The 25,970-nt window shown below is 72.5% G+C and carries 28 protein-coding genes; 7 read left to right on the forward strand and 21 right to left on the reverse strand.

All coding sequences use genetic code 11. The annotated features are described in order from the left end of the window. Positions 1-40: 40 nt before the first annotated feature. The 4 genes from ABFX46_RS26585 to ABFX46_RS26600 all read right to left on the reverse strand — a co-directional run bounded on the left by ABFX46_RS26585 (position 41) and on the right by ABFX46_RS26600 (position 4,221). Complete coding sequence (locus ABFX46_RS26585) at positions 41-1,726, reverse strand: ribonuclease J (protein ID WP_346046152.1); 1,686 nt, start codon at positions 1,724-1,726, stop codon at positions 41-43. Continuing rightward, complete coding sequence (dapA, locus tag ABFX46_RS26590) at positions 1,723-2,622, reverse strand: 4-hydroxy-tetrahydrodipicolinate synthase (protein WP_239067672.1); 900 nt, start codon at positions 2,620-2,622, stop codon at positions 1,723-1,725. Before dapA ends, ABFX46_RS26585 begins: the two co-directional genes overlap by 4 nt. Positions 2,623-2,804: 182 nt before the next feature. Next, positions 2,805-3,026: a hypothetical protein gene (locus ABFX46_RS26595; protein WP_346046154.1), complete on the reverse strand. Its 222-nt coding sequence runs from the start codon at positions 3,024-3,026 to the stop codon at positions 2,805-2,807. Between the two features lie 139 nt (positions 3,027-3,165). Then, positions 3,166-4,221: a glycoside hydrolase family 18 protein gene (locus ABFX46_RS26600; RefSeq protein WP_346046156.1), complete on the reverse strand. Its 1,056-nt coding sequence runs from the start codon at positions 4,219-4,221 to the stop codon at positions 3,166-3,168. Between the two features lie 216 nt (positions 4,222-4,437). On the opposite strand from ABFX46_RS26600, the gene ABFX46_RS26605 reads away from it, so the two are divergent. Then, complete coding sequence (locus ABFX46_RS26605; protein ID WP_346046158.1) at positions 4,438-4,629, forward strand: hypothetical protein; 192 nt, start codon at positions 4,438-4,440, stop codon at positions 4,627-4,629. 84 nt (positions 4,630-4,713) lie between these two features. Here ABFX46_RS26605 and ABFX46_RS26610 read toward each other — a convergent pair whose 3' ends face one another. Next, a complete protein-coding gene (locus tag ABFX46_RS26610; protein WP_346046160.1) occupies positions 4,714-5,031 on the reverse strand; it encodes a VOC family protein in 318 nt (105 codons plus the stop codon). On the opposite strand from ABFX46_RS26610, the gene ABFX46_RS26615 reads away from it, so the two are divergent. The 3 genes from ABFX46_RS26615 to ABFX46_RS26625 are packed head-to-tail and all read left to right on the forward strand — an operon-like array spanning position 4,951 to position 8,100. Next, complete coding sequence (locus ABFX46_RS26615; protein ID WP_346046162.1) at positions 4,951-5,490, forward strand: GNAT family N-acetyltransferase; 540 nt, start codon at positions 4,951-4,953, stop codon at positions 5,488-5,490. The two genes, ABFX46_RS26610 and ABFX46_RS26615, sit on opposite strands and share 81 nt — an antisense overlap. 56 nt (positions 5,491-5,546) lie before the next feature. Further along, on the forward strand, positions 5,547-7,199 hold the full coding sequence (locus ABFX46_RS26620; RefSeq protein ID WP_346046164.1) for an MFS transporter: 1,653 nt from the start codon (positions 5,547-5,549) through the stop codon (positions 7,197-7,199). A 34-nt stretch (positions 7,200-7,233) separates the two neighbouring features. Continuing rightward, positions 7,234-8,100, forward strand: coding sequence for a 1,4-dihydroxy-2-naphthoate polyprenyltransferase (locus tag ABFX46_RS26625; RefSeq protein WP_346046166.1), 867 nt, complete (start codon positions 7,234-7,236; stop codon positions 8,098-8,100). On the opposite strand, the gene ABFX46_RS26630 is transcribed toward ABFX46_RS26625, so the two are convergent. Together ABFX46_RS26630 and ABFX46_RS26635 are read right to left on the reverse strand one after the other, a co-directional pair. Beyond that, entirely contained in the window at positions 8,064-9,074 is a 1,011-nt protein-coding gene (locus tag ABFX46_RS26630) for a hypothetical protein (protein ID WP_346046168.1), read from the reverse strand. The two genes, ABFX46_RS26625 and ABFX46_RS26630, sit on opposite strands and share 37 nt — an antisense overlap. A 99-nt stretch (positions 9,075-9,173) precedes the next feature. Further along, a complete protein-coding gene (locus tag ABFX46_RS26635) occupies positions 9,174-9,848 on the reverse strand; it encodes a uracil-DNA glycosylase (protein WP_346046170.1) in 675 nt (224 codons plus the stop codon). Positions 9,849-9,960: 112 nt separating this feature from the next. On the opposite strand from ABFX46_RS26635, the gene modA reads away from it, so the two are divergent. From modA to ABFX46_RS26650, 3 genes are all read left to right on the forward strand, one after another. Then, positions 9,961-10,740: a molybdate ABC transporter substrate-binding protein gene (gene modA, locus ABFX46_RS26640; protein ID WP_346046172.1), complete on the forward strand. Its 780-nt coding sequence runs from the start codon at positions 9,961-9,963 to the stop codon at positions 10,738-10,740. A gap of 77 nt (positions 10,741-10,817) precedes the next feature. Continuing rightward, positions 10,818-11,507 carry a Uma2 family endonuclease gene (locus ABFX46_RS26645; protein ID WP_346046203.1) on the forward strand — a complete coding sequence of 230 codons (690 nt, stop codon included), beginning with the start codon at positions 10,818-10,820 and terminating at the stop codon, positions 11,505-11,507. 105 nt (positions 11,508-11,612) lie between these two features. Continuing rightward, positions 11,613-12,095 carry a nitroreductase family deazaflavin-dependent oxidoreductase gene (locus ABFX46_RS26650; RefSeq protein ID WP_346046174.1) on the forward strand — a complete coding sequence of 161 codons (483 nt, stop codon included), beginning with the start codon at positions 11,613-11,615 and terminating at the stop codon, positions 12,093-12,095. Here ABFX46_RS26650 and ABFX46_RS26655 read toward each other — a convergent pair. From ABFX46_RS26655 to infB, 14 genes are all read right to left on the reverse strand, one after another. Further along, entirely contained in the window at positions 12,072-12,266 is a 195-nt protein-coding gene (locus ABFX46_RS26655) for an N-acetyltransferase (protein ID WP_346046204.1), read from the reverse strand. The genes ABFX46_RS26650 and ABFX46_RS26655 overlap by 24 nt on opposite strands. Before the next feature lie 22 nt (positions 12,267-12,288). Next, a complete protein-coding gene (locus tag ABFX46_RS26660) occupies positions 12,289-12,822 on the reverse strand; it encodes a transglutaminase-like domain-containing protein (protein WP_346046205.1) in 534 nt (177 codons plus the stop codon). Further along, positions 12,822-13,559 (reverse strand): 4-hydroxy-tetrahydrodipicolinate reductase, encoded by a 738-nt coding sequence (gene dapB / locus ABFX46_RS26665; RefSeq protein WP_346046176.1) that lies wholly within the window; start codon positions 13,557-13,559, stop codon positions 12,822-12,824. The genes ABFX46_RS26660 and dapB overlap by 1 nt, the downstream gene beginning before the upstream one ends. A gap of 36 nt (positions 13,560-13,595) precedes the next feature. After that, entirely contained in the window at positions 13,596-14,219 is a 624-nt protein-coding gene (locus tag ABFX46_RS26670; protein ID WP_346046178.1) for an FMN-dependent NADH-azoreductase, read from the reverse strand. Positions 14,220-14,387: 168 nt separating this feature from the next. After that, entirely contained in the window at positions 14,388-15,707 is a 1,320-nt protein-coding gene (locus tag ABFX46_RS26675) for a M16 family metallopeptidase (protein ID WP_346046180.1), read from the reverse strand. Positions 15,708-15,785: 78 nt separating this feature from the next. Then, on the reverse strand, positions 15,786-18,119 hold the full coding sequence (locus ABFX46_RS26680) for a polyribonucleotide nucleotidyltransferase (RefSeq protein ID WP_346046206.1): 2,334 nt from the start codon (positions 18,117-18,119) through the stop codon (positions 15,786-15,788). A gap of 282 nt (positions 18,120-18,401) precedes the next feature. Continuing rightward, complete coding sequence (gene rpsO, locus ABFX46_RS26685) at positions 18,402-18,671, reverse strand: 30S ribosomal protein S15 (RefSeq protein ID WP_021599383.1); 270 nt, start codon at positions 18,669-18,671, stop codon at positions 18,402-18,404. 225 nt (positions 18,672-18,896) lie between these two features. Then, the gene (locus ABFX46_RS26690; RefSeq protein ID WP_346046208.1) at positions 18,897-19,841 is read right to left on the reverse strand and encodes a bifunctional riboflavin kinase/FAD synthetase; all 945 of its coding nucleotides are present in this window, start codon (positions 19,839-19,841) and stop codon (positions 18,897-18,899) included. Positions 19,842-19,937: 96 nt separating this feature from the next. Beyond that, a complete protein-coding gene (trhA, locus tag ABFX46_RS26695; RefSeq protein ID WP_346046183.1) occupies positions 19,938-20,606 on the reverse strand; it encodes a PAQR family membrane homeostasis protein TrhA in 669 nt (222 codons plus the stop codon). A 102-nt stretch (positions 20,607-20,708) separates the two neighbouring features. Beyond that, on the reverse strand, positions 20,709-21,581 hold the full coding sequence (truB, locus tag ABFX46_RS26700; protein ID WP_346046185.1) for a tRNA pseudouridine(55) synthase TruB: 873 nt from the start codon (positions 21,579-21,581) through the stop codon (positions 20,709-20,711). Positions 21,582-21,596: 15 nt separating this feature from the next. Then, positions 21,597-22,793 carry a DHH family phosphoesterase gene (locus ABFX46_RS26705; protein ID WP_346046187.1) on the reverse strand — a complete coding sequence of 399 codons (1,197 nt, stop codon included), beginning with the start codon at positions 22,791-22,793 and terminating at the stop codon, positions 21,597-21,599. Continuing rightward, a complete protein-coding gene (rbfA, locus tag ABFX46_RS26710) occupies positions 22,790-23,305 on the reverse strand; it encodes a 30S ribosome-binding factor RbfA (RefSeq protein WP_346046189.1) in 516 nt (171 codons plus the stop codon). The genes ABFX46_RS26705 and rbfA overlap by 4 nt, the downstream gene beginning before the upstream one ends. A 33-nt stretch (positions 23,306-23,338) precedes the next feature. Next, the gene (locus ABFX46_RS26715; protein WP_243714247.1) at positions 23,339-23,647 is read right to left on the reverse strand and encodes a DUF503 domain-containing protein; all 309 of its coding nucleotides are present in this window, start codon (positions 23,645-23,647) and stop codon (positions 23,339-23,341) included. Between the two features lie 209 nt (positions 23,648-23,856). Then, positions 23,857-25,970, reverse strand: a 2,114-nt coding sequence (infB, locus tag ABFX46_RS26720) for a translation initiation factor IF-2 (RefSeq protein ID WP_346046191.1), incomplete at its 5' end; no start/stop codon positions are given.

Here is a 25,970-nt window from a genome sequence, read left to right on the forward strand (position 1 = left end):
ACGGACGGCCGCCTCCCCGCGGCCGCCCGTTCTCCCGGGCCTAGACCTCCACGACCACCGGGACGATCATCGGGCGGCGCCGGTAGTTCTCGCTCACCCACTTGCCCACGGTGCGCCGGATGAGCTGGCTCATCTGGTGCAGGTCGTTCACGCCGTCGCCGGCGGCGTCCCGCAGCGCGCCCTCGATGCGGGCGATGACCTCGTCGAAGTCCTCGTTGACGATGCCGGCGCCGCGGGCGTGCACCTCGGGCCCGGCGACGACCTTGCCGGACGTCGAGTCGATGCCGACGACGATGGAGACGAAGCCCTCCTCGCCGAGGATCCGCCGGTCCTTCAGCGAGGTCTCGGTGACCTCGCCGACCGACAGCCCGTCCACGTAGACGTAGCCGGCGGGCACCGCGCCGACGATCTTGGCGCGGCCGTCCACGAGGTCGACGACCACGCCGTCCTCGGCGATGACGATGCCCTCCTCGGGGACGCCGGTGAGCGCGGCCAGCTTGGCGTGCGCGCGCAGGTGCCGCCACTCCCCGTGGATGGGGATGAAGTTGGCCGGCTTCGTCACGTTCAGCACGTACAGCAGCTCGCCGGCCGACGCGTGCCCGGACACGTGCACGAGCGCGTTGCCCTTGTGCACGATGCGGGCCCCCCAGCGGGTGAGGCCGTTGATGACGCGGTTGACCGCGTTCTCGTTGCCGGGGATCAGCGAGGACGCCAGCAGCACGGTGTCGCCCTCGGTGATGCGGATCGAGTGGTCGCGGTTCGCCATCCGCGACAGGGCCGACATCGGCTCGCCCTGCGACCCGGTGCACACCAGCACGAGCCGGTCGCCGGGGATGTCGTCCAGGTCCCTCTGCTCGACCATGATGCCGTCGGGCACGTTCAGGTAGCCCAGCTCGCGCGCGACGCCCATGTTGCGCACCATGGACCGGCCGACGAAGCACACCTTGCGGCCGTTGGCGACGGCGGCGTCCAGGACCTGCTGGACGCGGTGGATGTGCGAGGCGAAGCAGGCGACGATGAGCCGCTCCTGCGCGGTGCGGAACACCTCGTCCACCACCGGGCCGATGTTGCGCTCGCTGGTGACGAACCCGGGCACCTCGGCGTTGGTCGAGTCCGACATCAGCAGGTCGATGCCCTCGGCGCCGAGCCGGGCGAACCCGGGCAGGTCGGTGAGCCGGCCGTCCAGCGGCAGCTGGTCCATCTTGAAGTCGCCGGTGTGCAGGACGAGCCCGGCGGGCGTGCGGATCGCGACGGCGAGCGCGTCCGGGATGGAGTGGTTGACGGCGAGGAACTCGCAGTCGAACGGCCCGAAGTCGCGCCGCTCCCCCTCCGCGACCACGTCGGTCACCGGCTTGATCCGGTGCTCGGTGAGCTTGGCCTCCAGCAGCGCGAGCGTGAGCTTCGAGCCGACGAGGGGGATGTCGCGGCGTTCGCGCAGCAGGTAGGGGACGGCGCCGATGTGGTCTTCGTGGCCGTGCGTGAGGACGATCGCCTCGATGTCGCCGAGGCGGTCCCTGATGTATTCGAAATCGGGCAGGATCAGATCGACACCGGGCTGCTCGGTCTCGGGGAACAGCACGCCGCAGTCGACGACGAGCAGGCGTCCGCCGTACTCGTACACCGTCATGTTGCGGCCGATCTCCCCGAGCCCGCCGAGCGCGACGATGCGCAGGCCGCCCCCGGGCGGCGCGGGCGGGTCCGACAGCTCCGGGTGAGGGTGACTCACCTGGTGACCTCCGGGATGACTACCTCCGGCACTTTGACTCCCCCTATCGTGAGGTCTTCTCGCAGGCGCGCGGCGAACTCCGGCGAGGCCTCCACCAGCGGCGCGCGGAGCGGGCCGCCTCCGGGGAGGCCGAGCAGGTTCAGCGCTGCCTTGACGGCGATGGCGCCCTGCGTACGGGTCATGATGGCGGTGACCACGGGCAGCAGCCGGCGGTGGATCTCCAGCGCCCGGCCGTGCTCACCGGCGCGGTATGCGTCGATCATCTCATGGAGCTCGACGCCGACGACATGCCCGACCACGCTGACGAACCCCGCCGCACCGACCGAGAGCCAGGGCAGGTTGAGGTTGTCGTCGCCGGAGTACCAGACCAGGTCGGTCGCCGCCATCACGCGGGACGCGCCGAACAGGTCGCCCTTGGCGTCCTTGACGGCGATGATCCGCGGGTGCTCGGCGAGCTGGACGAGCGTGTCGTTCTCGATCGGCACCCCGGCGCGCCCCGGGATGTCGTACAGCATGCAGGGCAGCCCCGTCGCGTCGGCCACCGCGGTGAAGTGGCGGACGAGGCCCTCCTGCGGGGGCTTGTTGTAGTAGGGCGTGACCACGAGCAGCGCGTGCGCGCCGGCGGCCTCGGCCTGCCGCGCGAGCTGCAGGGTGTGCTCGGTGTGGTTCGTGCCGGCACCGGCGACGATCACGGCGCGGTCGCCGACCGCCTCGATGACCGCGCGCAGCAGTCTGCTCTTCTCGTCGTCGCTCGTCGTGGGCGACTCGCCCGTCGTCCCGTTGACGACGAGGCCGTCGTGGCGCCGCTCGTCGACCAGGTGGGTCGCGAGGCGCGCGGCGCCGTCGTAGTCGACGCCGCCGTCGGGCAGGAACGGGGTGACCATGGCGGTCAGCATCCGTCCAAACGGAGCGTCAGTCGTTGTGCTGGGTGCCATGCAACGAACGGTACCGTTACGGCCGTTCGACTTGGACCCGCAGGTCGAACAGAAAGGCAGAAGCCGCCGCCACACGCTCGGGGGTACGCGTGGCGACGGCTCCCACATCCCACATCGTGGCACGCAAAAGCCGCGTTACGGGGTCAGTCCGGCCACTTCCCGGACTCGATCGGATAACGTGACCCAGCGGTCATCTCATGCAGCCGGACGCGCAGCTCCTCGACGTCGGGAGTGCGCACGAGATCGTTGCCGCGGACGGCCCACCAGAGGCCGGACCCGCCCCGTCCGATCCGCCAGCCGGCGAACTCGGCTGACAGCTCGCCGATCCGGTCGGCATCGCGCCGCGCGGTCCGCTGAACGCTCATCGGCCTCGTCCCCACTTCCTTTGCCATCCGGTGACCCGGCCCTGACTTCCGCACCGGGCAATACCCTCGGAGGTGAACGGCTACCCAACCCTTTCTACCTGCACCTTCAAGAGAATCGGAACGTGGCGGCGAGGGTTTCTCAACCGCCAACTCTTTCTGTCGCCCGGGGCAGCCAGGTGGAGCGGTAACGGGCCCACTCCTCGTCCCGCGTCGTCCAGCCCGCGTACACGCCGACGCCGTACGGACGCCTCGGAGGGCGCTTCAGCTCGTCCACCCCGCGCCGGACGCCGCGCACCGCGACCTGCAGGTTCTCCGCCCAGCCCATGAGCGGCGTGTAGGTCGGGACGCCCATGAAGACCGTGGTGCGGTCGCCGATGAGCTCCAGCGTGGCCCGGGTGTGCCGGGCGTAGTGCCATCCGGCGAGCGACCGGGTCGGCAGCGACACGTCGTAGGTCATGATCGCGACCTGGTCGGCGCGGTCGGCGACGGCGCGCAGGAAGTCCCTCGTCGGGCGCGGCGGGTAGTGGACGGCGCCGGTCCGCGGGATCAGCGCCTTGTAGACCGGCTGGAGGCCGTCGAAGAGCGTCGGCTGCTCCAGGGCCACCGACAGCAGCCTGCCCCGCGACCTGGTCAGCTCGCGGGTCCGGTCCATCAGCGCAAGGAACGCGCGGTCGTCGGGGTAGATCGGCTCGAAGTCGTAGTGGATCCCGTCGAAGCCGAGGTCGAGGAAGGCGGCGTCGGTCCGCAGGACCCTTTCCCGGACGGCCGGGTCGTCGAGGTCGATGACGCCCTTGCCCTCCACCACCCGGATCTGCCCCAGGTACGCCTGCGAGCGGACGCCCGGCGCGTACTCGCGCATGGCCTCGATGAGCCGCCGCGCGTTGCGGTACTTGGCCGCGGGGACCGTCCCGTCCGCCTCGAACGGGCCCGCGTGGAAGAACACGTCGGTGATCCGGTTCCGCTTCAGCAGATCTCCGAACGCGCGGTACTCGGCGTCGCCGTGCGTCTCCCCCACCCACTGGTGCCTGGCCCACAGCGCGTTGGCCTCGGTGCCCCGCGCCTCCGGCTCGGGCTGCCACCAGACCCACGCGCCGGCGAAGACGAGGGCGGCCAGGCCGAGGGCGTACGCGGTCGCCCACCCGGTCCAGCGCAGCAACCGGCGCGCGATCCCCGAAACCCGCCCTTTGTGCTTCATCACGTAATGATCCCGGATGAGCGGGGCGCTCCGGACGCCCGGTGCCAGGAATCCGCCATGAAACGATCATGGTTGCGGCGCGATCGCGCGCCGCGCGCCTCAGCCGTTGACATGCGGGGAACCCTGTGATGACGAGGCGGCTCAGCGATGCGCCCGTCGTCCCCGACGGGAGCCGCCCCGGTCCTTACCGTCCGTCCGGATGGAGGTCGAAACGGCATGCGAGTACGACCGGAGCAGGTGCCGTCCCGGCACGGGGAGCCGCGCCCCATGATCAGCACGCGGACCCTCGTGATCTTCCTCGCGGCGGTCGGCGCCGCCGCCCTCACCGCCGCCGCCCCGCGGTTCGCGATCCCGATAGGCGTCGGCGTGGGCGTCGTGACGCTGCTGGCCCAGATCGTCAAGGACTGACCGGGGCCGCGGATGCGCCGGGTGAGCGCGGCACGGACCGGCACGGCGCCGGCGGCCGGTGGCGGCCGCCGGGACCGCACCGGGTCACGCCAGTGGGCAGAAGCAGAACTCGTTGCCCTCGGGGTCGTGCCAGACCTGGAAGGTCGCTCCGGGCGGGGTGGGCGCCCGGGTGGCGCCCAGGCCCGCCGCCCGCTCACCGGCCGCCCGGACGGCAACCGCACCAAGACCCGCGCCTACCGCGCGAGGCAGAAGCCCGCGGCCGGCTGACGGCCGGGGGTCGCTAGGGTGAGGCGGCGGGTTTCCAGCGAGAGGACGGGCGGCATGGCCGATGTGGGAGTACGGCCCGCGCGGCGCGCGGACGCGGCCGCCGTCGCCGGCATCCAGGTGCGGGCGTGGCGGCACGGGTACCGCGATCTGCTTCCGGACGGCGTCCTCGACGAGGTCACCGCGCCCGAGGCCGTGGAGACGTGGCGGGACCGGTGGGCGGAGGCCGCGGCGGCGCCGCCGACCCCGCGGCACCGGCTGCTGGTCGCGGTGGCGTCCGACCTGGTCGTCGGCTTCGCCGCGCACGGCCCCGCCGAGGACGCCGACCTCGACGCCGCCGCCACCGCGGAGCTGATCACGCTGCTGGTCGACCCGCTGCACGCCCGCGCCGGGCACGGCAGCCGGCTGCTCGCCGCGACCGCCGACCTGCTGCGCGAGGACGGCTTCACCACCCTGACCAGCTGGGTCTTCGAGGGCGACGAGGTCACCCGGACGTTCCTCGGCTCGGCCGGCTGGGCCCCCGACGGCACGGCCCGCACGCTCGACATGGGCGAGCCCGTCCGGCAGATCCGCCTGCACACCGACATCGGCGCCTGACCGCTTCACCAGGGGTCGGTGAGGTGCACGCCCGGCCCGGCAATATCTTTGAATCCGTGCCCGAGTCCACCTCCTTGACGCCGCCGCGCGCCCCCGCGGCCGCGGCTCCCGCCGTCCGGCACCGCCGGCTCGGCATGGTCGTCATCAGCCTCGGCGTCTCGCTGATCGTGGTGGACGCCACGATCGTCGGCGTGCTGCTCCCCCGGATCGTCGCCGACCTCGGCCTGACGACCACGGACGCCGAATGGGTGACCTCGGTGTACGCGCTGGTGTTCGCGGCGCTGCTCATCCCGTTCGGGCGGGCCGGCGACCTGTTCGGGCGGCGCCGGCTGTTCGTGCTCGGGACCGCGGTGTTCGCGGCGGCGAGCGTCGCCGCCGCGCTGGCCGGGGACGGCTCGGCGCTGATCGCCGCGCGGGCCGCGCAGGGCGTCGGCGCCTCCATGATCATGCCGGCCACGCTCGCCACGCTGAACGCCGTGTTCACCGGGCGGGACCGCGCCGTCGCCTTCGGGATCTGGGGCTCGATGATCAGCGGGATGGCCGCGCTCGGGCCGCTCGCCGGCGGGGCGATCGCCACCGGCGGCGGCTGGCGCTGGGCGTTCGGGATCAACCTGCCGCTCGGCGCCCTGCTCGTCGCGGGGGCCCTGTGGCTGCTGCCGGAGACCCGGCGGCCCGGTGCGGGGCGCGCCCGGCGGGAGATCGACTGGCCGGGCGGGCTGCTGTCGGCGCTCGGGCTCGGCGCCCTCGTGTGCGGGATCATCGAGGGCCAGACCTACGGCTGGTGGACGCCGACGCGCCCCTTCACGCTGGCCGGGTTCGACTGGCCCGAGACGGCGCTGTCGCCGGTCCCGGTCGTCCTCGCGCTCGGGGCGCTGCTGATCGCGGCGCTGGTCGTGGTGGAGCGGTCCCGGGCCGCCGCCGGGCGCCCGGTGATGCTCGACCTGGAGCTGTTCCGCATCCCGAACTTCCGCCGCGGCAACCTCGCCTCGGCGCTCATCAACGTCGGCGAGCTGGGGCTGCTGTTCGTCCTGCCGCTGTTCCTGCTGGGCGTGCACGGCACCGACCCGCTGCAGATCAGCCTGGCGATCCTGCCGCTCGCCGTCGGCGCGTTCCTGTCCGGCGGGTATGCGGGCCGGCTGGCCAACAAGCGCGGCGCGCACCGGGTCGTGCAGACGGGCATGGTGCTCGAGGTCGCCGCCGTCGTCATGCTGGCCCTCACCCTGTCCCCGTCCACCGGCGGGCTCGGTCTCGCGCCGTGGATGCTGCTGTACGGGCTCGGGCTCGGCCTCACGTCGGCGCAGCTGACGAACGTGTCGCTGGCGGACGTCCCGCCGGCGCAGTCCGGGCAGGCGTCCGGGACGCAGTCGACGGCCCGGCAGGTCGGCGCGGCGCTCGGCATCGCCGCGATCGGGACGGTGTTCGCGACGAGCCTCGGGCACGCGATGGCCGACCGGCTGGCCGACTCGGCGCTCCCGCCCGAGCGGCAGGCCGCCATCGCGCACGACCTGCGGGAGAGCGCCGGGACGTACGGCCGCGACCTGCACGCGGCGCCCGGGCTGGAGGCCGAGGCCCGCGCCGCCGACGAGAGCCTCGCCGCCGCGACCCGGCACGCGGCCCTCACCACCGCCGCGATCCTCGCGCTCGGGCTCGGCGCGTCCCTGCGGCTGCGCCCGAGCGGTGATCGCGATCGGGAAGAATCGAAGAGGTAGTCCCCCTGTCGTCCCACGAGAACAAGCGGTAACTGTGGCCACGCTCTCCCAATGGGTCGCCGGATCCCGGCCCCGCACCCTGCCCGCGTCCCTCGTTCCCGTCGTCGTCGGCACCGGCGTCGCGGTCGGCGAGGGCGAACCCGTCTGGTGGCGCGCCGTCCTCGCCGGCGTCGTCGCGCTCGTCCTGCAGATCGGGGTGAACTACTCCAACGACTACAGTGACGGCGTCCGCGGCACCGACGAGGACCGCGTCGGCCCGCTCCGCCTCGTCGGGTCGGGGGCCGCGCCGCCGAAGCAGGTCCTCGCCGCCGCGCTCGGCTGCTTCCTCGCCGCGGTCGTGGCCGGGCTGGTGCTCGCCGCCGTGACGACGTGGTGGCTGCTGCTGGTCGGCGCCGTCGCGATCCTCGCGGCCTGGTTCTACACCGGCGGGAAGACCCCGTACGGCTACCGGGCGCTGGGCGAGGTGTCGGTGTTCGTGTTCTTCGGCCTCGTCGCCGTCGTCGGGACGGTGTACGTCCAGGTCGAGGCGCTCCCGTGGGAGGCGTGGGCGGCGGCGGTCCCGATCGGGCTGCTGGCCTGCGCGCTGCTCGTCGCGAACAACCTGCGCGACATCCCGACCGACCGGGAGTCGGGCAAGCGGACCCTCGCCGTGCTGCTCGGCGGCCCCTGGACGCGGATCCTGTACGCGGCGTGCACCGCGCTGCCGTTCATGGTCGTCCTGGCGCTGGCGGCGCCGCACCCGTGGGCGCTGCTCGCGCTGCTCGCGGCGCCGCTGTCGCTGCCGCCGACGCAGAAGGTGCTGCAGGGCGCGACCGGCCCCGCCCTGATCCCCGTGCTGGGCGAGACCGGCCGGCTCCAGATGGCCTACGGCGCGCTGCTGGCGATCGGCCTCGCGCTCTGACGCTCGGCGAGCAGGAAGGCTCCGGTGAGGCCCATGATGAGCCCGCCGAGCAGCCCGGACACGGCCGCCAGCCCGGCCGCCGCGGTCGCGTCGCCCCCGAGGTCGCCCAGCTGGGCGACCAGCACGAGGAGCCCGTAGAGCGACCAGGTGAACGTGGCGGCCGCGCCGACCCACGCGACGGCCAGCGGCACCGCGAGCCTCTCCGGGCGCCCGCCGCGCCGGACGATCAGCAGCAGCGCGGCGGCGCCGGCGAGCGCGAGGCCGCCCCAGGCGCCGTCGGCGAGCTGCTGGGCGAGGTTCCTGCTCTCGATCTGGTCGGCGCGGAGCCCCGCCGTCCCGCCGAAGGCCCAGAAGAAGTGCACGGCCGCGAAGGGCGCCGCGAACACGGTCGCCGTGCGCGCCAGGAGCACTTGCAGGGGGTGGGTCGCGCCCTTGGGGACGTCCTCGGTGCGGACGGTGAAGACGTCCGTCCACCGGTCCCGCGCGTACAGGACGAAGGCCGTGAGCAGGCCGAGCCCCTGCACGGTGAAGCCCCCGTAGACGATGCCGAACACCCAGTCTTGGAGCGCGCCGTCGCCGGAGGCCACCGGCTCCGACGAGAAGAGCGCCTGCAGGAGCGTCCCGAGCGGGACGGCGAGGACGATCGGCGCGAGCAGCCCGGCGGCGACCCAGATCGGCGTCAGCACCAGCCACGCCGGGAGCCGCCGGCCCCACGGGAACGTGAACGCCAGCGCGACCAGCACGGCGATCGCGTCCATGCCCATGGTGATCGCGTTGCCGACGTAGAGCGCCGACTCCCGCGCCGCATCGGCGTCGTTCCATCCGACGGTGCTGCCGGACAGCCACGCGATCTTGATGGTGAGGTAGGGGACGCACGCGGCGATCGTCGCCGCGCAGACGGCCAGGCGCAGGCGCCCCGGCCCGCCGCGCGCCGCGCGCGCCGGCCGGGTGAGCGGGTGAGCTGAAACGGTCATGCCCCGACCATGCCGAGGCCGGCCCCGGCCGCGCTTCCCGCCGCGGGGTGAGACCGGGCCCGCCCCTCCCCCGCACGGGTGAGGGGCGGGCGCGGGACGCTACCCCCAGCTGATCTCCGGGAGGCCGGCGTCGACGAGGGCCTTGTTCACGGCGCTGAACGGACGCGTCCCGAAGAACTTCTTCGCGCTCAGCGGGCTCGGGTGCGCCGACTCGATCACGGTGTGCTGCGGCCCGGTGATCAGCCGGGCCTTCTTGCGGGCGTAGGCGCCCCACAGCACGAAGACGACGCGCTCGCTCTTGTCGTTCAGCGCGCGGATCGCGGCATCGGTGAAGTCCTCCCAGCCCTTGCCGGCGTGCGAGCCCGCCTCGCCGCCGCGCACGGTCAGCACCGCGTTCAGCAGCAGGACGCCCTGGTCGGCCCACCGGGTCAGATCACCCGACGCCGCCGCCGGGACGTCGAGGTCGGTCGCCAGCTCCTTGTAGATGTTGCGCAGCGACGGCGGCAGCCGCACCCCCTCGCGGACGCTGAAGCTGAGCCCGTGCGCCTGGTCGGGGCCGTGGTACGGGTCCTGGCCGAGGATCAGCACGCGGGTGCCGTCGAACGGGCAGTGCCGGAACGCGTTGAACAGGTCCTCTCGCGGCGGGTAGACGGTCTGCGCCGCGTACTCCCCGGCGACGAACGCGCCCAGCGCGGCGGTGGCGATCGGGTCGAGCAGCGGATCGAGCCGCTCCCGCCAGTCGCCGGGCAGCAGTTCCATCAGGTCGAGGGACATCGTCGGGCCTCCGAGGACGTGATCTCCAATTGCCGGAAACACTAGTGCGCGCCACTGACACGCCACGCCGAATCACGGGCGGGAAAGGGCACCGACCGTAGGATGACGCCATATGCCCGATTCCCCCCGTCGGCGGCGCCTCCGCGCGTCCGTGCTGCTCGCCGCGCTCGCCCTGCCCGCCCTCGCCTCGGGCTGCGGCGGCCCGTCCGGGCCGGCCACGCTGACCGTCCTCGCCAGCTCGTCCCTCACCGAGGTGTTCGGCGAGATGGGGACGGCCTACCACCAGGAGCATCCGGGGGTGAGGCTGCGCTTCGTGTTCGGCGGGTCCGTCGAGATGGCCGACCGGCTCTCCGAACGCGCCCCCGGCGACGTCCTCGTCACCGCGGACCGGGCGAGCATGGACGACGCCGCCGACGACCTGGCCGGACGCCCCCGGGTCGTCACCCACGACACGCTCACCATCGCGGTCGGCCCCGGCAACCCCAAGCACGTCCGCAGCCTGCGCGACCTGGAGCGGCCGGGCCTGCGCGTCGTGGTCGGCGCGGGCACGGTCCCGGTCGGCCGCTACACCCGCCAGGTCCTGACGAACGCGGGGCTGACCGTCCGGTGGAGCTCGGAGGAGATCAGCGCCCGCGCCGTCCTGGACCGCATCCGCGCCGGCGAGGCCGACGCCGGCCTGGTCTACATCACCGACCTGCGCTCGGCGGGCGTCGCGGCGAGCAGCGTCCCCATCCCGGCGGACCTGAACGTCACCGCCGCCTTCAACGCCGCCGCCGTCAAGGACTCCGAGCACGAGGACGAGGCGAACGCCTTCGTCACGTGGCTCCTAACACCCACCGCGCAAAAGCTGTTCCACAAGTACGGCTTCCCGAACCCGCCCTCCCCCCGCTAACCCGCCTCCCCAAAGGGATCACCGATTCCGGATACGCTGACTACACACGGTCTCTATAGTGACGGGAGCCGAGCGTGATGGAGGAATCACCCAAAGTGAGCATTATTGCCACTGTTCACCACCACCGCGAGCTCCCCGACACCCCCTACAACCTCTGGATGCGGGACGAGCTCGCCGACGTACTGGATCTCCCCCACGACGGCACCCGTGTCGAAATCATCGGTGGGGAGATCGTCGTGTCACCAGGGCCGGACATGGCTCACAACTTCATCGTCCAGGATGTCTCGGACGCCTTCGCGGCCGCGCGTGTCAGGGACGCCTCCTTTCCGTGGCGCTGTGTCGCCACGCAGGACCTGAACGTCAGCGACATCCATGACGGCTACATCCCCGACCTGTGCGTCCTCAACAAGCGGACCGCCATGGAGGGACGGCGTGCGCAACTCCGCAAGGCCCTGCCCGCCCACCTCGAACTCGCGCTCGAGGTCACGTCGCCGAGCAATGCCCCGGACGACCGCCGCCCTGGCAGGCGGCGCGCCAATCCGAGCAAGTGGAACGGCTACGCACGGGTCGGCATCCCCTTCTACCTGCTGGTCGACCGCGATCCGAAGGAAGCGCGAACGACTCTCTTCAGTCGCCCCCACACCGTGGTCGGCGAATACCAGGAGGCGGTGAGCTGGGCGTTCGGCGAGCCCGTCAAGCTGCCGGAGCCGTTCGGGCTGGAGATGCCCACCGACGAGTGGGAGCCCTGGCAGCGCGGCACGGCCTGAGCGATCGCCGCGAAGCCCCACGCTTGTCGGCCGCCAGGCGAACACCAAGCCCCCCCCCCCCGCAACCTCCCGCTTCCCCGGCCCGTCCCGGGGAAGGTGGAGGTCATGGAGATCCTGGACCGGCCCGCACCCCCGAAGGGACTGGGCCGCACACTGGCGCGCCTGCCCGTCCACCTGTACCGGATGCACCTCGGCCGGTTGATGGGCGGACGCTTCCTTCTGCTCGAGCACATCGGCCGGAAGTCCGGCAGGCCCCGGCAGGTGGTGCTCGAAGTAGTCGAGCACCCAGAGGACGGCTACATCGTCTGCTCGGGTTTCGGCCCCAAGGCCGACTGGTACCGCAACGTCCTCGCCCATCCCGAGGTCACCATCCAGGTGGGCCGGCACCGCAAGGACGTCACCGCCCACCAGCTCACCCCTGCCGAGGGTGGCGAGATCATGGCTCGCTACGCCCCGCGCCACCCGAAGGCCGCCGCGAGACTCGTCCGCCTGATGGGCTTCAGCGTCGACGGCACCGCCGACGACTACCGCCGCGTAGGCCGAGAACTCCCCTTCCTCCGCCTCTCACCGAGAGCATCGCGGGACTAGACGAACACTAGAGCCGCTCACACCCTCCACGGCATTGACGAGTTCCTGCGGCGACGTGAGGGCCCGGACGGTGCTGCGGCCGTCACTGCGGGCCAGGGCGAAGAAGGCACCATAGAGGCGGCGGGCGAGACCGGTGCCGCGGAAGGCGGGGTTCACGCCGACGAAGTGGATGCAGGCAGCGCCCGCAACCGCATCAGAGGTCGGCGGGGAGGGGTGTGGGGTGGGGCATTGACTTCAGGGCCTCCAGGACGGTTTCTGGGGGTGCCGCGTAGATCGTCGGGTGGATCGGGTCGGCGGGGTAGGCGAGGCTGTCCTCGGAGGGGGAGAACTGGACGTCTATGCCCGGTTTGTTGCCTCGGGGGTCGAGGAGGACCCAGCGGTCGTCCACCAGGGCGGCGGTCAGGCCGTGGAGGGTGCCCGACGCCTGCTGGTAGGCCAGGCCCGCCTGGATGCCGCCTGCGCGCAGCAGGGCCGCGTAGGCGTGGGACTTGGCATAGCAGAGGCCCGTGCGCTGGTCGAGGACGTCGGAGGCGCGCCAGGGGACGCGGGGGTCGCCGGTGTCCATGGAGTGCGGGACCCGGTCGCGGACGTGGTCGAACGCGGCGTGGGCGTAGGCGATGTCGTCGCCGGTCCGCAGCTCCGCGGCGATCGACTGGACGAGCGGGTGCTCGATGTCGATCGCCTCGGAGGCCGCGAGGTAGTCCCAGGGGTCGGCGGCGAAGTCCATCACAGGCCGAGGAGGGACTCGATACCGAGGGTGAGGCGGTCGAGTTCGGGGACCCTGCGGACGGCGAGCAGGACGCCCGGCATGAACGACTCGCGGTTCATCGAGTCGTGCCGGATGGTGAACAGCTCGCCGTGGCCGCCGAGCACGACCTCCTGGTGCGCGACGGCGCCGGACATCCGGACCGCGTGCACCCGGACGCCGTCCACGTCCGCGCCGCGGGCGCCGTCGACCTCGGAGGTCGTGGCGTCCGGGGACGGGGCCACGCCGGCCTCCGCGCGGGCGGCGGCGACGAGTTCGGCGGTGCGGTAGGCGGTGCCGGACGGGGCGTCGGCCTTGTTCGGGTGGTGGGTCTCAACGATCTCGACGGATTCGAAGAACGGCGCGGCCTTCTGCGCGAAGTGCATCATCAGCACCGCGCCGATCCCGAAGTTCGGGGCGATGAGCACGTTCCCGGACGACGCGTCGGTCAGCCAGGAGCGGACCGTGTCGAGGCGGGACGGGTCGAACCCGGTGGTGCCGACGACGGCGTGCAGGCCGCGCTCGACGCACCATCTGAGGTTGTCCATGACGACGCCGGGGTGGGTGAAGTCGACGACGACCTCGGCGGCGGTGAGCGCGTCGAGCGCGTCGCCCTGGTCGACGGCGGCGACGAGCTCCATGTCGCCGGCTCCCTGCACGGCACGGCACACCTCGGCGCCCATGCGGCCCCGCGCGCCCAGCACCCCGACCTTTGTCACGTGTTCCTCCCGGATGGCGTCCCGCCGAGCCTATCGTCAGAAGCGCTTGCCCAGCTCGCGCGCCTCGGCGTGCGCGGCCCGGCGTCCCGCGTCGGCGTCGGCGACCGCGAGGTTGGGGCGGAACTCGATGCCCGCGAGGTCGGTGATCCCGGTCCAGCGCAGCCAGCCGTCCAGGAAGGGGGCCTGGTGGTCGCGGCCGAACGCGGGCGGGCGGCCGTCGCCGTAGACGGCGCTCGTGCAGACGACGGCGGCCTTCTTGCCGTGGAGCAGGCCGGTGTAGCCCTTCTCCGGATCGAAGCGGAACACCCAGCCGGGCTGCGAGATCACATCGATGAACTGCTTGAGGATGTAGGGGACGCCGGAGTTCCACATCGGGACGCTGAACAGGTACCGGTCGCAGGAGTCGAAGCGGTCGAAGACGGCGCGGGCGGCCCGCCACGCGGCGGCCTGCTCACCGGACGGGTCCTCCCCCGCGAACACCGCCATCTTGGCGCCGGCGCCGGCCGGGCCGAACGCGGGGAGGGTGCCGTCCCACAGGTCGAAGTGGTCGACGACGTCGCCGTGGACGTCGCGGTAGGCGTCCAGGAAGGTCCCGGCGATCGCCAGGGACTCGGACGCGGCGCCCCGGGGCGACGCGGAGATGTGCAGCAGACGGGACATGGGAGTCCTCTCAACGCGGACATGCGGACCACGGTCCGATTACCTCTCACAAGGTAACGGACCGCAGTCCGCTTAACAAGCCCGCGTCGGTCGTCGGCGACGAAGAGGTGGACACCAAGACGGAGGGCCCCAGGGCCCGAAGGAGGAGAGAAGGGCGATGACTGGAGTTCAGGCGGAGAAGTCGCGGTCTCCGACGGGGCCGATGACGGTGAGCGCCTGCGGGGCGGACAGGACGTCGCGGGCGACGGCGCGGACGTCGTCGAGCGTGACGGCCTCGATGCGTGCCAGGACCTCGTCCACCGGCAGCAGCGACTCGTAGACCAGCTCGCTCTTGCCGATGCGGCTCATGCGGGAGCCGGTGTCCTCCAGGCCGAGCACCATGGCGCCGCGCAGCTGGCCCTTGCCGCGCTCCAGCTCCTCGTCGGTGAGGCACGCGTCGGCGGCCTTGCCCAGCTCGTCCCGGCAGATCGACAGGACCTCCTCGGCCTTCGCCGGCTGGCAGCCCGCGTAGACGCCGAAGATGCCCGAGTCGGCGTACTGCGCCGTGTAGCTGTAGACCGAGTACGCCAGGCCGCGCTTCTCCCGGATCTCCTGGAAGAGGCGGGACGACATGCCGCCGCCGAGCGCGGCGTTCAGCACGCCGAGCGCGAACCGGCGGTCGTCTGTGCGGGACACGCCGGCGCCGCCGAGGATGATGTGCGCCTGCTCGGTGTCCTTGTCGATCACCACGCTGCGCGGGTCGAGCGGCGCGGGCGCCCCGTCCAGGCGGGGCGCGGCGGGCTCGGCACCGCCGGTGAGGTGCCCGGCGAACGCGCGGGACACCAGCCCGACGACCTCGTCGTGGTCGATGTTGCCCGCGACCGACACCACCAGCTTGGACGGGACGTAGTGCTCCCGGTAGTAGCCGTGGATCCGGTCCCGGGACAGGGCGTTGATCGAGTCCTCGGAGCCGAGGATGGGGCGGCCGAGCGGGGTGTCGCCGTACAGCGCGGTGGAGAACTCGTCGTGGATCAGGTCGCCGGGGTCGTCGTCGCGCATGTGGATCTCTTCGAGGATCACACCGCGCTCGGCCTCGACGTCCTCGGGACGGTTGACCGAGTCGGCGACCATGTCGGAGACGACGTCGACGGCGAGCGGCAGGTCGGCGTCGAGGACCCGCGCGTAGTAGCAGGTGTACTCCTTGGCGGTGAACGCGTTGAGGTCGCCGCCGACCGCGTCGATCGCCGCGGAGATCTCCAGCGCCGAGCGCCGCCGCGTGCCCTTGAACAGCACGTGCTCCAGGTAGTGGCTGGCACCGGCGTCGGCGGGCGCCTCGTCCCGGGAGCCGACCGCCGACCAGATGCCGAACGCCGCGGACCGCACGGTCGGCATCGACTCGGTGATGATCCGCAGCCCGCCGGGCAGGACGGTGCGGCGCACCGCGCCGGCACCGTCGGTGTGGATCGTGGTGGTGGTGCCGGGCTCCTGCGCCCGCGCCGGCAGGGTCACGTGTCGCTCACATTCCGTCGTGGGAAAGCACCCAGCCGGCCGTCCCGCAGCGGGACGGCCGGCTGGGCATGGACCGGGTCAGGAGTTGCGCTGGCCGGCGTCGTCGCCGCCGCGGCGGGTGCGGCGGCGGCGCGGGCCGCGCTCGCCGTCGTCCCGGCGCGGCCGGCGCTCGCCGGAGCCGTCGCCGTTGGACGCGGCCTCGGCGGCGGTGTCGTCGCCGCCCTCGGCCGTGTCGGCGGCCTCGCGCTCGATCACCTCGACCGGCACCAGCGACAGCTTGCCGCGCTGGTCGATCTCGGTGACCTCGACCTGGATCTTCTCGCCGACGCCCATGACGTCCTCGACGTTCTCGATCCGGGCGCCGCCGTGCAGCTTGCGGATCTGCGAGACGTGCAGCAGGCCGTCCTTGCCGGGCAGCAGCGATACGAACGCGCCGAACGTGGTGGTCTTGACGACGGTGCCGAGGAACCGCTCGCCGACCTCCGGCATGTGCGGGTTGGCGATCGAGTTGATCGCCTGCCGCGCGGCCTCGGCGGACGGGCCGTCGGTCGCGCCGACGTAGATGGTGCCGTCGTCCTCGATCGTGATGTCGGCGCCGGTGTCGTCCTGGATCGAGTTGATCATCTTGCCCTTGGGGCCGATGACCTCGCCGATCTTGTCGACCGGGACCTTGATCGTGATGATCCGCGGCGCGTTCGGGCTCATCTCGGCGGGCGCCTCGATGGCCTCCTGCATGACGTCCAGGATCGCGAGGCGCGCGCCCTTGGCCTGCTTCAGCGCGGCGGCCAGCACCGAGGCGGGGATGCCGTCGAGCTTGGTGTCGAGCTGCAGCGCGGTGATCAGGTCGCGGGTGCCGGCGACCTTGAAGTCCATGTCGCCGAACGCGTCCTCGGCGCCGAGGATGTCGGTGAGGGTCACGTACTCGTCGCCCTCGTTGATGAGGCCCATCGCGATGCCCGCCACCATCTGCTTCAGCGGGACGCCCGCGTCCAGCAGCGACATGGTGGACGCGCACACCGAGCCCATCGAGGTGGAGCCGTTGGAGCCGAGCGCCTCCGACACCTGCCGGATCGCGTACGGGAACTCCTCGCGCGTCGGCAGCACCGGCAGCAGGGCGCGCTCGGCGAGCGCGCCGTGCCCGATCTCGCGCCGCTTCGGCGAGCCGACCCGGCCGGTCTCACCGGTGGAGTACGGCGGGAAGTTGTAGTTGTGCATGTAGCGCTTGGTGCGCTCGGGGTTCAGCGTGTCGATCGTCTGCTCCATGCGGAGCATGTTCAGCGTCGTCACGCCGAGGATCTGCGTCTCGCCGCGCTCGAACAGCGCCGAGCCGTGCACGCGCGGGACGACGTGCGCCTCGGCGGTCAGCTGGCGGATGTCCTTCAGGCCGCGGCCGTCCATGCGCAGCCCGTCGCGGATGACCCGCTCGCGGACCAGCTTCTTGGTGACGGCGCGGTAGGCGGCGGAGATCTCCTTCTCGCGCCCCTCGAACTGCTCGGCGAGCTTCTCGGCGGCGGCCGCCTTGATCTCGTCGAGCCGGGTCTCGCGCTCCTGCTTGCCGGCGATGCTCAGCGCCTGCGCGAGGTCGCCGCTGACGGCGTCGGAGACGGCGGCGAGGACGTCGTCCTGGTAGTCCAGGAAGATCGGGTACTCGCGGGTCTCCTTGGCGGCGACGGCCGCGAGGTCGCTCTGCGCCTTGCACAGGACCTTGATGAACGGCTTGGCCGCCTCCAGGCCCTCGGCGACGGTCTCCTCGGTCGGGGCGGTGGCGCCCTCGCCGACGAGCCGCAGGGTGTCGCGGGTGGACTCCGCCTCGACCATCATGATCGCGACGTCGCCGTCGGCGAGCACGCGCCCGGCGACGACCATGTCGAAGGTGGCGCGCTCCAGTTCGGGGTGGGTGGGGAAGCCGACCCACTGGCCCTCGATCAGCGCGACGCGGACGCCGCCGATCGGGCCGGAGAACGGCAGCCCGGCCAGCTGCGTGGACATCGAGGCGGCGTTGATCGCCACGACGTCGTACAGGTGGTCGGGGTGCAGCGCCATGATCGTCTCGACGATCTGGATCTCGTTGCGCAGGCCCTTGGTGAACGACGGGCGCAGCGGCCGGTCGATCAGCCGGCAGGTGAGGATCGCGTCCTCGGAGGGGCGGCCCTCGCGGCGGAAGAACGAGCCGGGGATGCGCCCGGCCGCGTACATCCGCTCCTCGACGTCCACGGTCAGCGGGAAGAAGTCGAGGTTGTCCTTCGGCTTCTTGGACGCGGTGGTCGCCGACAGCACCATCGTCTCGTCGTCGAGGTAGGCGACGGCCGAGCCGGCCGCCTGCCGGGCCAGCCGGCCCGTCTCGAAACGGATGGTGCGGGTGCCGAACGTGCCGTTGTCGATCACGGCCTCGGTGCTCTGCGCTCCGTCGATGCGCACGGCTTCTGTCACGGGAAACCTCCTCAGGGTTCCATGTCGGACCTCGCGGCCGTTTCCCGTCGGCTTGTCACGCTGCCGGTCTTCGATCGAAGCACCCGGATCGAGATCGCCGCCGATGCGGCGGAACGGATCCGGAAGCCACTACCGAGGACCGGCCCGCACCAGCGGTGTCCGCGAGGCTTGTCTGCAGTTGTGCGGCCGGGGCGGGCGGCGTCGTGCGCGCCCGCCCGGCCATAAAAGGAAGGGAGCGGCCCGGCGGGCCACTCCCTCACCGTGCTAGCGGCGCAGGCCGAGACGCTCGATCAGCTGCCGGTAGCGGTTGATGTCCTTGTTGCTCAGGTACTTCAGGAGGCGGCGACGACGGCCGACCAGCAGCAGGAGGCCGCGGCGGCTGTGGTGGTCGTGCTTGTGCTCCTTGAGGTGCTCGGTCAGATCGTTGATACGGCGCGTGAGCAGCGCGACCTGGACCTCCGGCGATCCGGTGTCACCCTCAGTGGTCGCGTACTCGGCGATGATCTGGTTCTTCGTGGCGGTGTCGAGCGACACGTGGCTCCTTCGATGGGATCGTCACCCGCAGATCCGGGCCCGGAGGGCGCACGGGTCCGCATGGTGCGTTTCAAGAGGGTGGCGGGCCGCATGAGGGTGCAGCCAGCCGCGCCGGGGCCCTTCCCGGCGACTATTCACCGTACCATGCCGGAAACCCACCCGGTCACGAAGCGGAAACCCCTGCTATCGGAGTGTACGCACAGGTCAGGGCGGGTCTGCGGACGATCAGGCGGAGGTGATCTCCCGGGCCCGCGCCACGTCCCGGTGCATCTCCTCGATCAGCGCGTCGATCGAGTCGAACTTCAGCGTGTCGCGGATGCGGGCGGTGAAGTCCACCGCCATGTGCTCGCCGTACAGGTCGAGGTCGTCGCGGTCCAGCGCGTACGCCTCGACGGTCCGCTCCCCCGCGCCCTCGAAGGTCGGGTTCGTCCCGATGGAGATCGCGGCGGGCCACCGGAAGCCCGGGTACCGGCCGGAGTCGCAGACCAGCCAGCCGCCATAGACGCCGTCGGCCGGGATCGCGGTGTTCGGCGGCATCTCCAGGTTGGCCGTGGGGAAGCCGAGCGCCCGCCCCCGCTGGTGGCCGCGCACGACGACGCCCTCGACGCGGTGCGGCCGGCCGAGGGCGCGCGCCGCCGCCTCGACCTCGCCCGCGTCCAGCCGCTCCCGGATGTAGGTGGACGAGATCGTGCCGCCGTTGGCCACCAGCGGCATGCCCTCGGCGGTGAAGTCGTACTTCTCGCCGAGCTCGCGCAGGAGCGCGACGTCGCCCTTGGCCTTGTGCCCGAACCGGAAGTCCTCACCGACGATGACGTGCGCCGCGTGCAGCCGGTCGACGAGGACCTGCCGGACGAACTCGTCCGGCGGCGTCTTCGACAGCTCCAGGGTGAACGGGACGACGACGACCGCGTCCGCGCCGAGGCCCTCCAGCAGCTCGATGCGGTGCCGGGTCGTGGCGAGCAGCGGCGGGTGGGTGCCCGGCCGGACGACCTCGTCGGGGTGCGGGTCGAACGTGATGACCACCGAGCGCAGGCCGCGGCGGCGGGCCTCCGCCACCGCGGCGCCGACGATCCGCTGATGGCCGCGGTGCACGCCGTCGAACACCCCGATGGTGATCACTGAACGGCCCCAGTCCGCGGGAACCTCGTCGAGGCCATTCCAACGCCGCACCATTCTCTCCCTGCGTAGGACGTGCCTGTCCGGCCTTCTCTGCCGACCTTAAGAGTGCCATGGCCGGGCGCCCGCGGTCGCACCGAGGGGTACCCGTCAGGCCGACTGGTAGACGACCAGGGAGACGGCGATGTACTGCAGGATGTACGCGGCGAGCGTGCAGGCGTGGAAGACCTCGTGGAAGCCGAACCAGCGCGGGGACGGGTCGGGGCGGCGCAGGCCGTAGACGACGCCGCCGACGCTGTAGCAGATGCCGCCGGTCGCGACCAGGACGCAGGCGGCGACGCCCGCACCGTCCAGGAACTGGGGCAGGAAGAACACCGCCACCCAGCCGAGGACGATGTAGAGGGTCACGTAGAGGGCGCGGGGGGCGCCGATCCAGGCGGTGCGGAACACGACGCCGGCGATGGCGCCCGTCCACACGGTGATGAGGACGGCGAGGCGCACGCCGCCGTCCAGCGCCAGGACCGCGAAGGGGGTGTACGTCCCGGCGATGATCAGGTAGATGTTGGCGTGGTCGAACCGGCGGAGCACCTCGATCAGCCGGTGCGAGCGCTGCCGGTGGTACGTCCCCGAGATCCCGAACAGCATCCCCGATGTCGCCACGTACAGCGCCGACGCGAGCCGCGCCTCCACGCTCGGGCCCAGCGCGACGAGCACCAGCCCGGCGACCAGCACCGCGGGGAACGCGCCGAGGTGCAGCCAGCCGCGCAGCCGCGGACGGGTCGGGGACGCCACCGGGGGGTGGTCCTTCACAGTGGTCACGGACACCTCCTCACCTTCGAACCTACGCTTACGTAGGTTACGCGTGCGTAGGTTACCGCGCAGCCCCTTCGCCCGGTGATGCTCGCCACGGAGCCCGCGCGGTCAGGGGACGAACACCGCGAGGGGCCTGGCGGCCCGGCCCTGCTCCTCGACGAGGGCGAGCAGCGTGCCGTCGGGCGCGAAGACGCCGACCGGGCCGGGCCCGAGGCCGGCGGCCGGGAGCCGCCCGCCGTGCGCGACCTTGCGGGCGTCCTCGGCCGAGACGTCCCGGCGCGGGAACACCTTGGCGACCGCCTCGTTCATCGGGAGGATCTCCAGCTCCTCCGCGAGCCGGTCGAGCGTGCGCGCCATGGACAGGTCGTAGGGCCCGACGCGGGTGCGGCGCAGCGCGGTGAGGTGCCCGCCGCAGCCGAGGGACGCGCCGAGGTCGCGGGCCAGCGCCCGGATGTAGGTGCCGGACGAGCACGAGACGGACGCGTCCACGTCGATCAGGTCGCCGTCGCGGCGGACGGCGGTGACCGTGAACGCGTGCACGGTCACCGGGCGGGCGGCGAGCGCGACCTCCTCGCCCTTGCGGGCCATCTTGTAGGCCCGCTCGCCGTTCACCTTGATCGCGCTGACCTGCGGCGGGACCTGCTGGATCATCCCGGTCAGCTCCGCGATGCCCGCGTGCAGCGCCGCGTCGGCGACGTGCGCGGCGGACGCGGTCGCGGTGATCTCGCCCTCCGCGTCGTCGGTGTTGGTCGACTGCCCCAGGCGGATCGTGGCGTCGTACCCCTTCTCCGTCAGCGCGAGGTGGCCGAGGAGGCGGGTCGCCTTGCCGATGCCGAGGACGAGCACGCCCGTCGCCATCGGGTCGAGCGTGCCCGCGTGCCCGACCCGGCGGGTCTTCGCCAGCCGCCGCATCCTCCCGACGACGTCGTGCGACGTCCAGTCGGCGGGCTTGTCCACGATGACGAGTCCCGAGTTGTCCACGCGCGCTCCGAAAGGTCAGTCGTCGGGGTCGCCGGGCACGCGCAGTGCCGCGCGCAGCCGGTCGATGATGGCGGCGGGCTCCCCGCCCATGGTGAACGCGGCGGCGGTGCGGTGCCCGCCGCCGCCGAGGTCGACGCAGGCGCGGCCCACGTCGACCGCGCCCTTGGAGCGGGTGGACACGTACCACTCGCCCCGGTCGTTCTCCTTGCACACGACCGCGACCTCGGCCTCGTCGGTGCGCCTGAGCTGGTCGATGACCCCTTCGAGCTGGTCGTAGTGGACGTCGCGGGCGGCCCGGTCGGAGCGGGCGACCGCCGTCCACACCAGGCCGAGGCCGCCGGCGGCGTCGCGCTCCAGCCGGGCCCGCGCCAGCGCGCCCGCGAGGACCTGCAGGTACCCGAAGGGCGCCCGGTCCCACAGTTCGCGGCTGACCGCGTCCGGCCGGACGCCCGCCGTCAGCAGCCGTCCCGCCAGGTCGTGGACCTCGGGGGTCGTGCACGGGTACTTGAACGAGCCGGTGTCGCTGGCGAGCCCCGCGTACAGGCCCTGCGCGATGTCGCGGTCCAGCGGGACGCCGAGCCTGCGGATCAGCTCCTCGACCAGGACCGCGGTCGCGGCGGCGTCCGGGTCGACGAGCCGCACGCCGCCGAACCCGGTGTTGGACGCGTGGTGGTCGACCACGATCAGCGCGCCGGCCCGGTCGGCGTGCTCGGCGAGGCCGCCGAGCCGCGCCCGGCCCGCCGCGTCCAGCGAGATCATCAGCTCCGGGGCGGCCGGCATCCGCGCGGGCTCCACCAGCAGCTCCTGGCCGGGCAGGAACCGCAGGATCGCCGGGACGACGAACGGCTCCGCGAAGGACGCCGCGCACCGCTTGCCCAGCGCGCGGAGCGCCTGCGCCAGCGCCAGCATGGAGCCGAGCGCGTCGCCGTCGGGGGCGACGTGGCAGGCGAGGCAGATCTCCTCCGCGGCGCGGATCAGCTCGATCGCGCGGTCCCACTCCAGGTCGGCGGACGACCCCGCGGACGCCTCGGCCGGCACCGCGGCGGACGCCTCGGCCGGCACCGCGGCGGGCACCGCGGCTCCGGCGCGGGCGCCGCCGCCTCCGCCGCGCGGGACGACGTCATGGCCGCTCACGGCGTGCCCGTCGTGCAGGTGGAACTGCTCCGGCCGGCCGCCGCCCGGCGGTTCCGCGCGGCCCTGCGGCCCGCTCACGACGACGGGCGTCCGGAACGGCCGTCCTCACCGTCCCCCGCGGCGTCGTGCCCGTCCGAGCCGGGGTCCGCGTCGTCGAGCTCCGCGTCGGGGGCGGCGGGTTCGCGGTAGGGGTTCGCCTCACCGGCCGGGGAGGCGCCCTGCGCGGCCTTCGCGACCTCGGCGTCCTTCGCGCGGGCCTTGGCCAGCAGGTCGTCGATGTGCGCCGCGTTCTCCATCAGGGAGTCCATGACGAACGTGATGCTGGGCGTGTGCCGGACCCCGGTCTTCCTGCCCACCTCCGACCGGATCACGCCCTTGGCGCTCTCCAGCGCGGCGGCCGTCTCGGCGCGCTCGCCGTCCGACCCGTACACCGTGTAGTACACGGTCGCGTCGCGCAGGTCGTTGGTGATGCGGGTGTCGGTCACGGTCACGAAGCCGAGCCGCGGATCCTTGATCCGCCGCTCCAGCATCTCGGCCACGATCTGCTGGATGCGGTCGGCGAGCTTGCGCGCCCGGGCTGCGTCCACCATGATCGCACTCCCTTTCTATGGTCTGCCGACCCGTTATTCGTCGTCGCTGAATATCCGCTGGCGGGCGGACAGGAGTTCGATCTCCGGCCGCCCGGCCACCAGGCGTTCGCACTGGTCGAGCACCTGGGTGCAGTTCGCGGCGGTCCCGGAGACCACCGCCACCCCGATCTCCGCCCTGCGGTGCAGGTCGTTGCCGCCGGTCTCGGCGACGGCCACCGCCGGGAAGTGCTTGTGCACCTCGGCGATGATGGGCCGGACGACGGACCGCTTCTGCTTCAGCGAGCGGACGTCCCCCAGCAGCAGGTCGAGTGTCAGCGCACCCACGTACACCTGGTCGATCACCTCGGGATCTTCTGGAAATGGAACGACGGGGATCACCCGCCGTGTTCCCGGCCCTGCCCGCACGCGGCGGGACGGGCCGGACATGACGGACGCCAGGCTAGAAGATCAGCCTGGCGTCGTGTCATCCGATTCGACGATCACATCGGCGACGGGCCGCCGCCCGCGCGGACCGGGCCCGCAGGCCCGGCCGCGCGGACGTGCCGCCGGCCTCAGACGCGGGGCTTCTCCCGCATCTCGAAGCACTCGATGACATCGCCGAGCTTGATGTCGTTGTACCCCACGCCGATACCGCACTCGAAGCCCTCGCGGACCTCGGTCGCGTCGTCCTTGAAGCGGCGCAGCGACGACACCGTGAGGTTGTCGGCGACCACGACGCCGTCGCGGACGAGGCGCGCCTTGGCGTTGCGCTGGATGATCCCCGAGGTGACCATCGAGCCGGCCACGTTGCCGATCCGCGGCACCTTGAAGATCTCGCGGACCTCGGCGGTGCCGAGCTGGACCTCTTCGAACTCCGGCTTGAGCATGCCCTTGAGGGCCGCCTCGATCTCCTCGATCGCCTGGTAGATGATCGAGTAGTACCGGATGTCGACGCCCTCGCGGTCGGCCAGCTCCTGCGCGTTGCGCTCCGGCCGCACGTTGAAGCCGATGATGACCGCGCCCTCCTCGGACGCCAGCGACAGGTTGACGTCGTCCTGCGTGATCGCGCCGACACCGCGGCGGATGATCCGCAGGCTGACCTCGTCGCCCACGTCGATCTTGAGGAGCGAGTCCTCCAGGGCCTCGACCGAACCGGACACGTCGCCCTTGAGGATGAGCAGCAGTTCCTGCCGCTTGCCCTCCTGGAAGTCCTTGAACAGCTCTTCCAGGGAGCTGCTCTTGCGACTCTTGAGCAGCTCGGCGTTGCGCTTGCGCGCGACCCGCTTGTCGGCGATCTGCCGGGCGATCCGGTCGTCGTCGACGACCAGGAAGTTGTCGCCCGCGCCGGGCACGGCCGCGAGGCCGAGCACCATCACCGGACGGGACGGGCCCGCCTCCTCGACGTTGTTGCCGTTCTCGTCGAGCATCGCCCGGACGCGGCCGTTGGCCACGCCGCAGACGATCGAGTCGCCGACCCGCAGCGTGCCGCGCTGCACCAGCACGGTCGCCACGGCGCCCCGGCCCTTGTCCAGGTGGGCCTCGATGGCCGAGCCCTGGGCGGGCATGTCGGGGTTGGCCTTCAGCTCGAGCTCGGCGTCGGCGGTCAGGATGATCGCCTCCAGCAGCCCGTCGATGTTGGTCCCCTGCTTGGCGGACACGTCGACGAACTGCGTCTGCCCGCCGAACTCCTCGGCGACCAGGCCGTACTCGGTCAGCTGCGCGCGCACCTTGTTCGGGTCCGCGCCCTCGACGTCGATCTTGTTGACCGCGACGACGATCGGGACCCCCGCCGCGGTGGCGTGGTCGATCGCCTCGGTGGTCTGCGGCTTGACGCCGTCGTCCGCGGCGACCACCAGCACCACCAGGTCGGTGGTGTCGGCACCGCGGGCGCGCATGGCGGTGAACGCCTCGTGGCCCGGGGTGTCGATGAAGGTGATCTTGCGCTCTTCGCCGTCGACCTCGGTCTCGACCTGGTAGGCGCCGATGTGCTGGGTGATGCCGCCGGCCTCGCCCGCCTGCACGTTGGCGTGCCGGACGGCGTCCAGCAGCTTGGTCTTGCCGTGGTCGACGTGGCCCATGACGGTGACCACCGGAGGACGGGCCTGGAGGTTCTCCTCGCCGCCCTCGTCCTCGCCGTACTCGATGTCGAACGACTCGAGCAGCGCGCGGTCCTCGTCCTCGGGGCTGACGACCTGGACGTCGAAGTCCAGCTCGAGCCCGAGCGCCATGAGGTCGTCGGGGTCGACCGACTGGGTCGCGGTGACCATCTTGCCGAGGTGCATCATGATCGCGACGAGCGACGCCGGGTTGGCGCCGATCTTCTCGGCGAAGTCGGTCAGGGTCGCGCCCTGCGGCAGCCGGATGGTCTTGCCGTTGCCGCGCGGAGCCGAGACGCCGCCGGCGGCGGGCGCCTGCATGTTCTCGAACTCTTGACGACGCGCCCGCTTCGACTTGCGTCCGCGCGCGGGACGGCCGCCGGGGCGTCCGAAGGCGCCCTGCGTGCCGCCGCGGCCGCGACCGCCGCCGCCCGGACGGGGACCGAAGCCGCCGCCGGGACGACCGCCGCCGCCTGCGCGGGGACCGCCGAAGCCGCCGCCGGGACGACCGCCGGCACCGGGACGGCCGCCGCCAGCGCCGCCGGGACGACCGCCGCCGCCTTGACCGCGGCCGCCGCCGGGACGCCCGC

Source organism: Actinomadura chokoriensis, from assembly GCF_039529475.1.
Classification (GTDB): domain Bacteria; phylum Actinomycetota; class Actinomycetes; order Streptosporangiales; family Streptosporangiaceae; genus Spirillospora; species Spirillospora bangladeshensis.

Coding starts and splice junctions, on each gene's coding strand:
- ABFX46_RS26660 (WP_346046205.1), bottom strand. CDS start 12,822: ATGGACTTCGCCGCCGACCCCTGGGACTACCTCGCGGCCTCCGAGGCG.
- ABFX46_RS26615 (WP_346046162.1), top strand. CDS start 4,951: ATGGCCGATGTGGGAGTACGGCCCGCGCGGCGCGCGGACGCGGCCGCC.
- ABFX46_RS26670 (WP_346046178.1), bottom strand. CDS start 14,219: ATGTCCCGTCTGCTGCACATCTCCGCGTCGCCCCGGGGCGCCGCGTCC.
- ABFX46_RS26605 (WP_346046158.1), top strand. CDS start 4,438: ATGCGAGTACGACCGGAGCAGGTGCCGTCCCGGCACGGGGAGCCGCGC.
- rbfA (WP_346046189.1), bottom strand. CDS start 23,305: ATGGTGGACGCAGCCCGGGCGCGCAAGCTCGCCGACCGCATCCAGCAG.
- ABFX46_RS26650 (WP_346046174.1), top strand. CDS start 11,613: ATGGAGATCCTGGACCGGCCCGCACCCCCGAAGGGACTGGGCCGCACA.
- ABFX46_RS26635 (WP_346046170.1), bottom strand. CDS start 9,848: ATGTCCCTCGACCTGATGGAACTGCTGCCCGGCGACTGGCGGGAGCGG.
- ABFX46_RS26595 (WP_346046154.1), bottom strand. CDS start 3,026: ATGAGCGTTCAGCGGACCGCGCGGCGCGATGCCGACCGGATCGGCGAG.
- ABFX46_RS26630 (WP_346046168.1), bottom strand. CDS start 9,074: ATGACCGTTTCAGCTCACCCGCTCACCCGGCCGGCGCGCGCGGCGCGC.
- ABFX46_RS26600 (WP_346046156.1), bottom strand. CDS start 4,221: ATGAAGCACAAAGGGCGGGTTTCGGGGATCGCGCGCCGGTTGCTGCGC.
- ABFX46_RS26645 (WP_346046203.1), top strand. CDS start 10,818: ATGGAGGAATCACCCAAAGTGAGCATTATTGCCACTGTTCACCACCAC.
- dapA (WP_239067672.1), bottom strand. CDS start 2,622: ATGCTGACCGCCATGGTCACCCCGTTCCTGCCCGACGGCGGCGTCGAC.
- modA (WP_346046172.1), top strand. CDS start 9,961: ATGCCCGATTCCCCCCGTCGGCGGCGCCTCCGCGCGTCCGTGCTGCTC.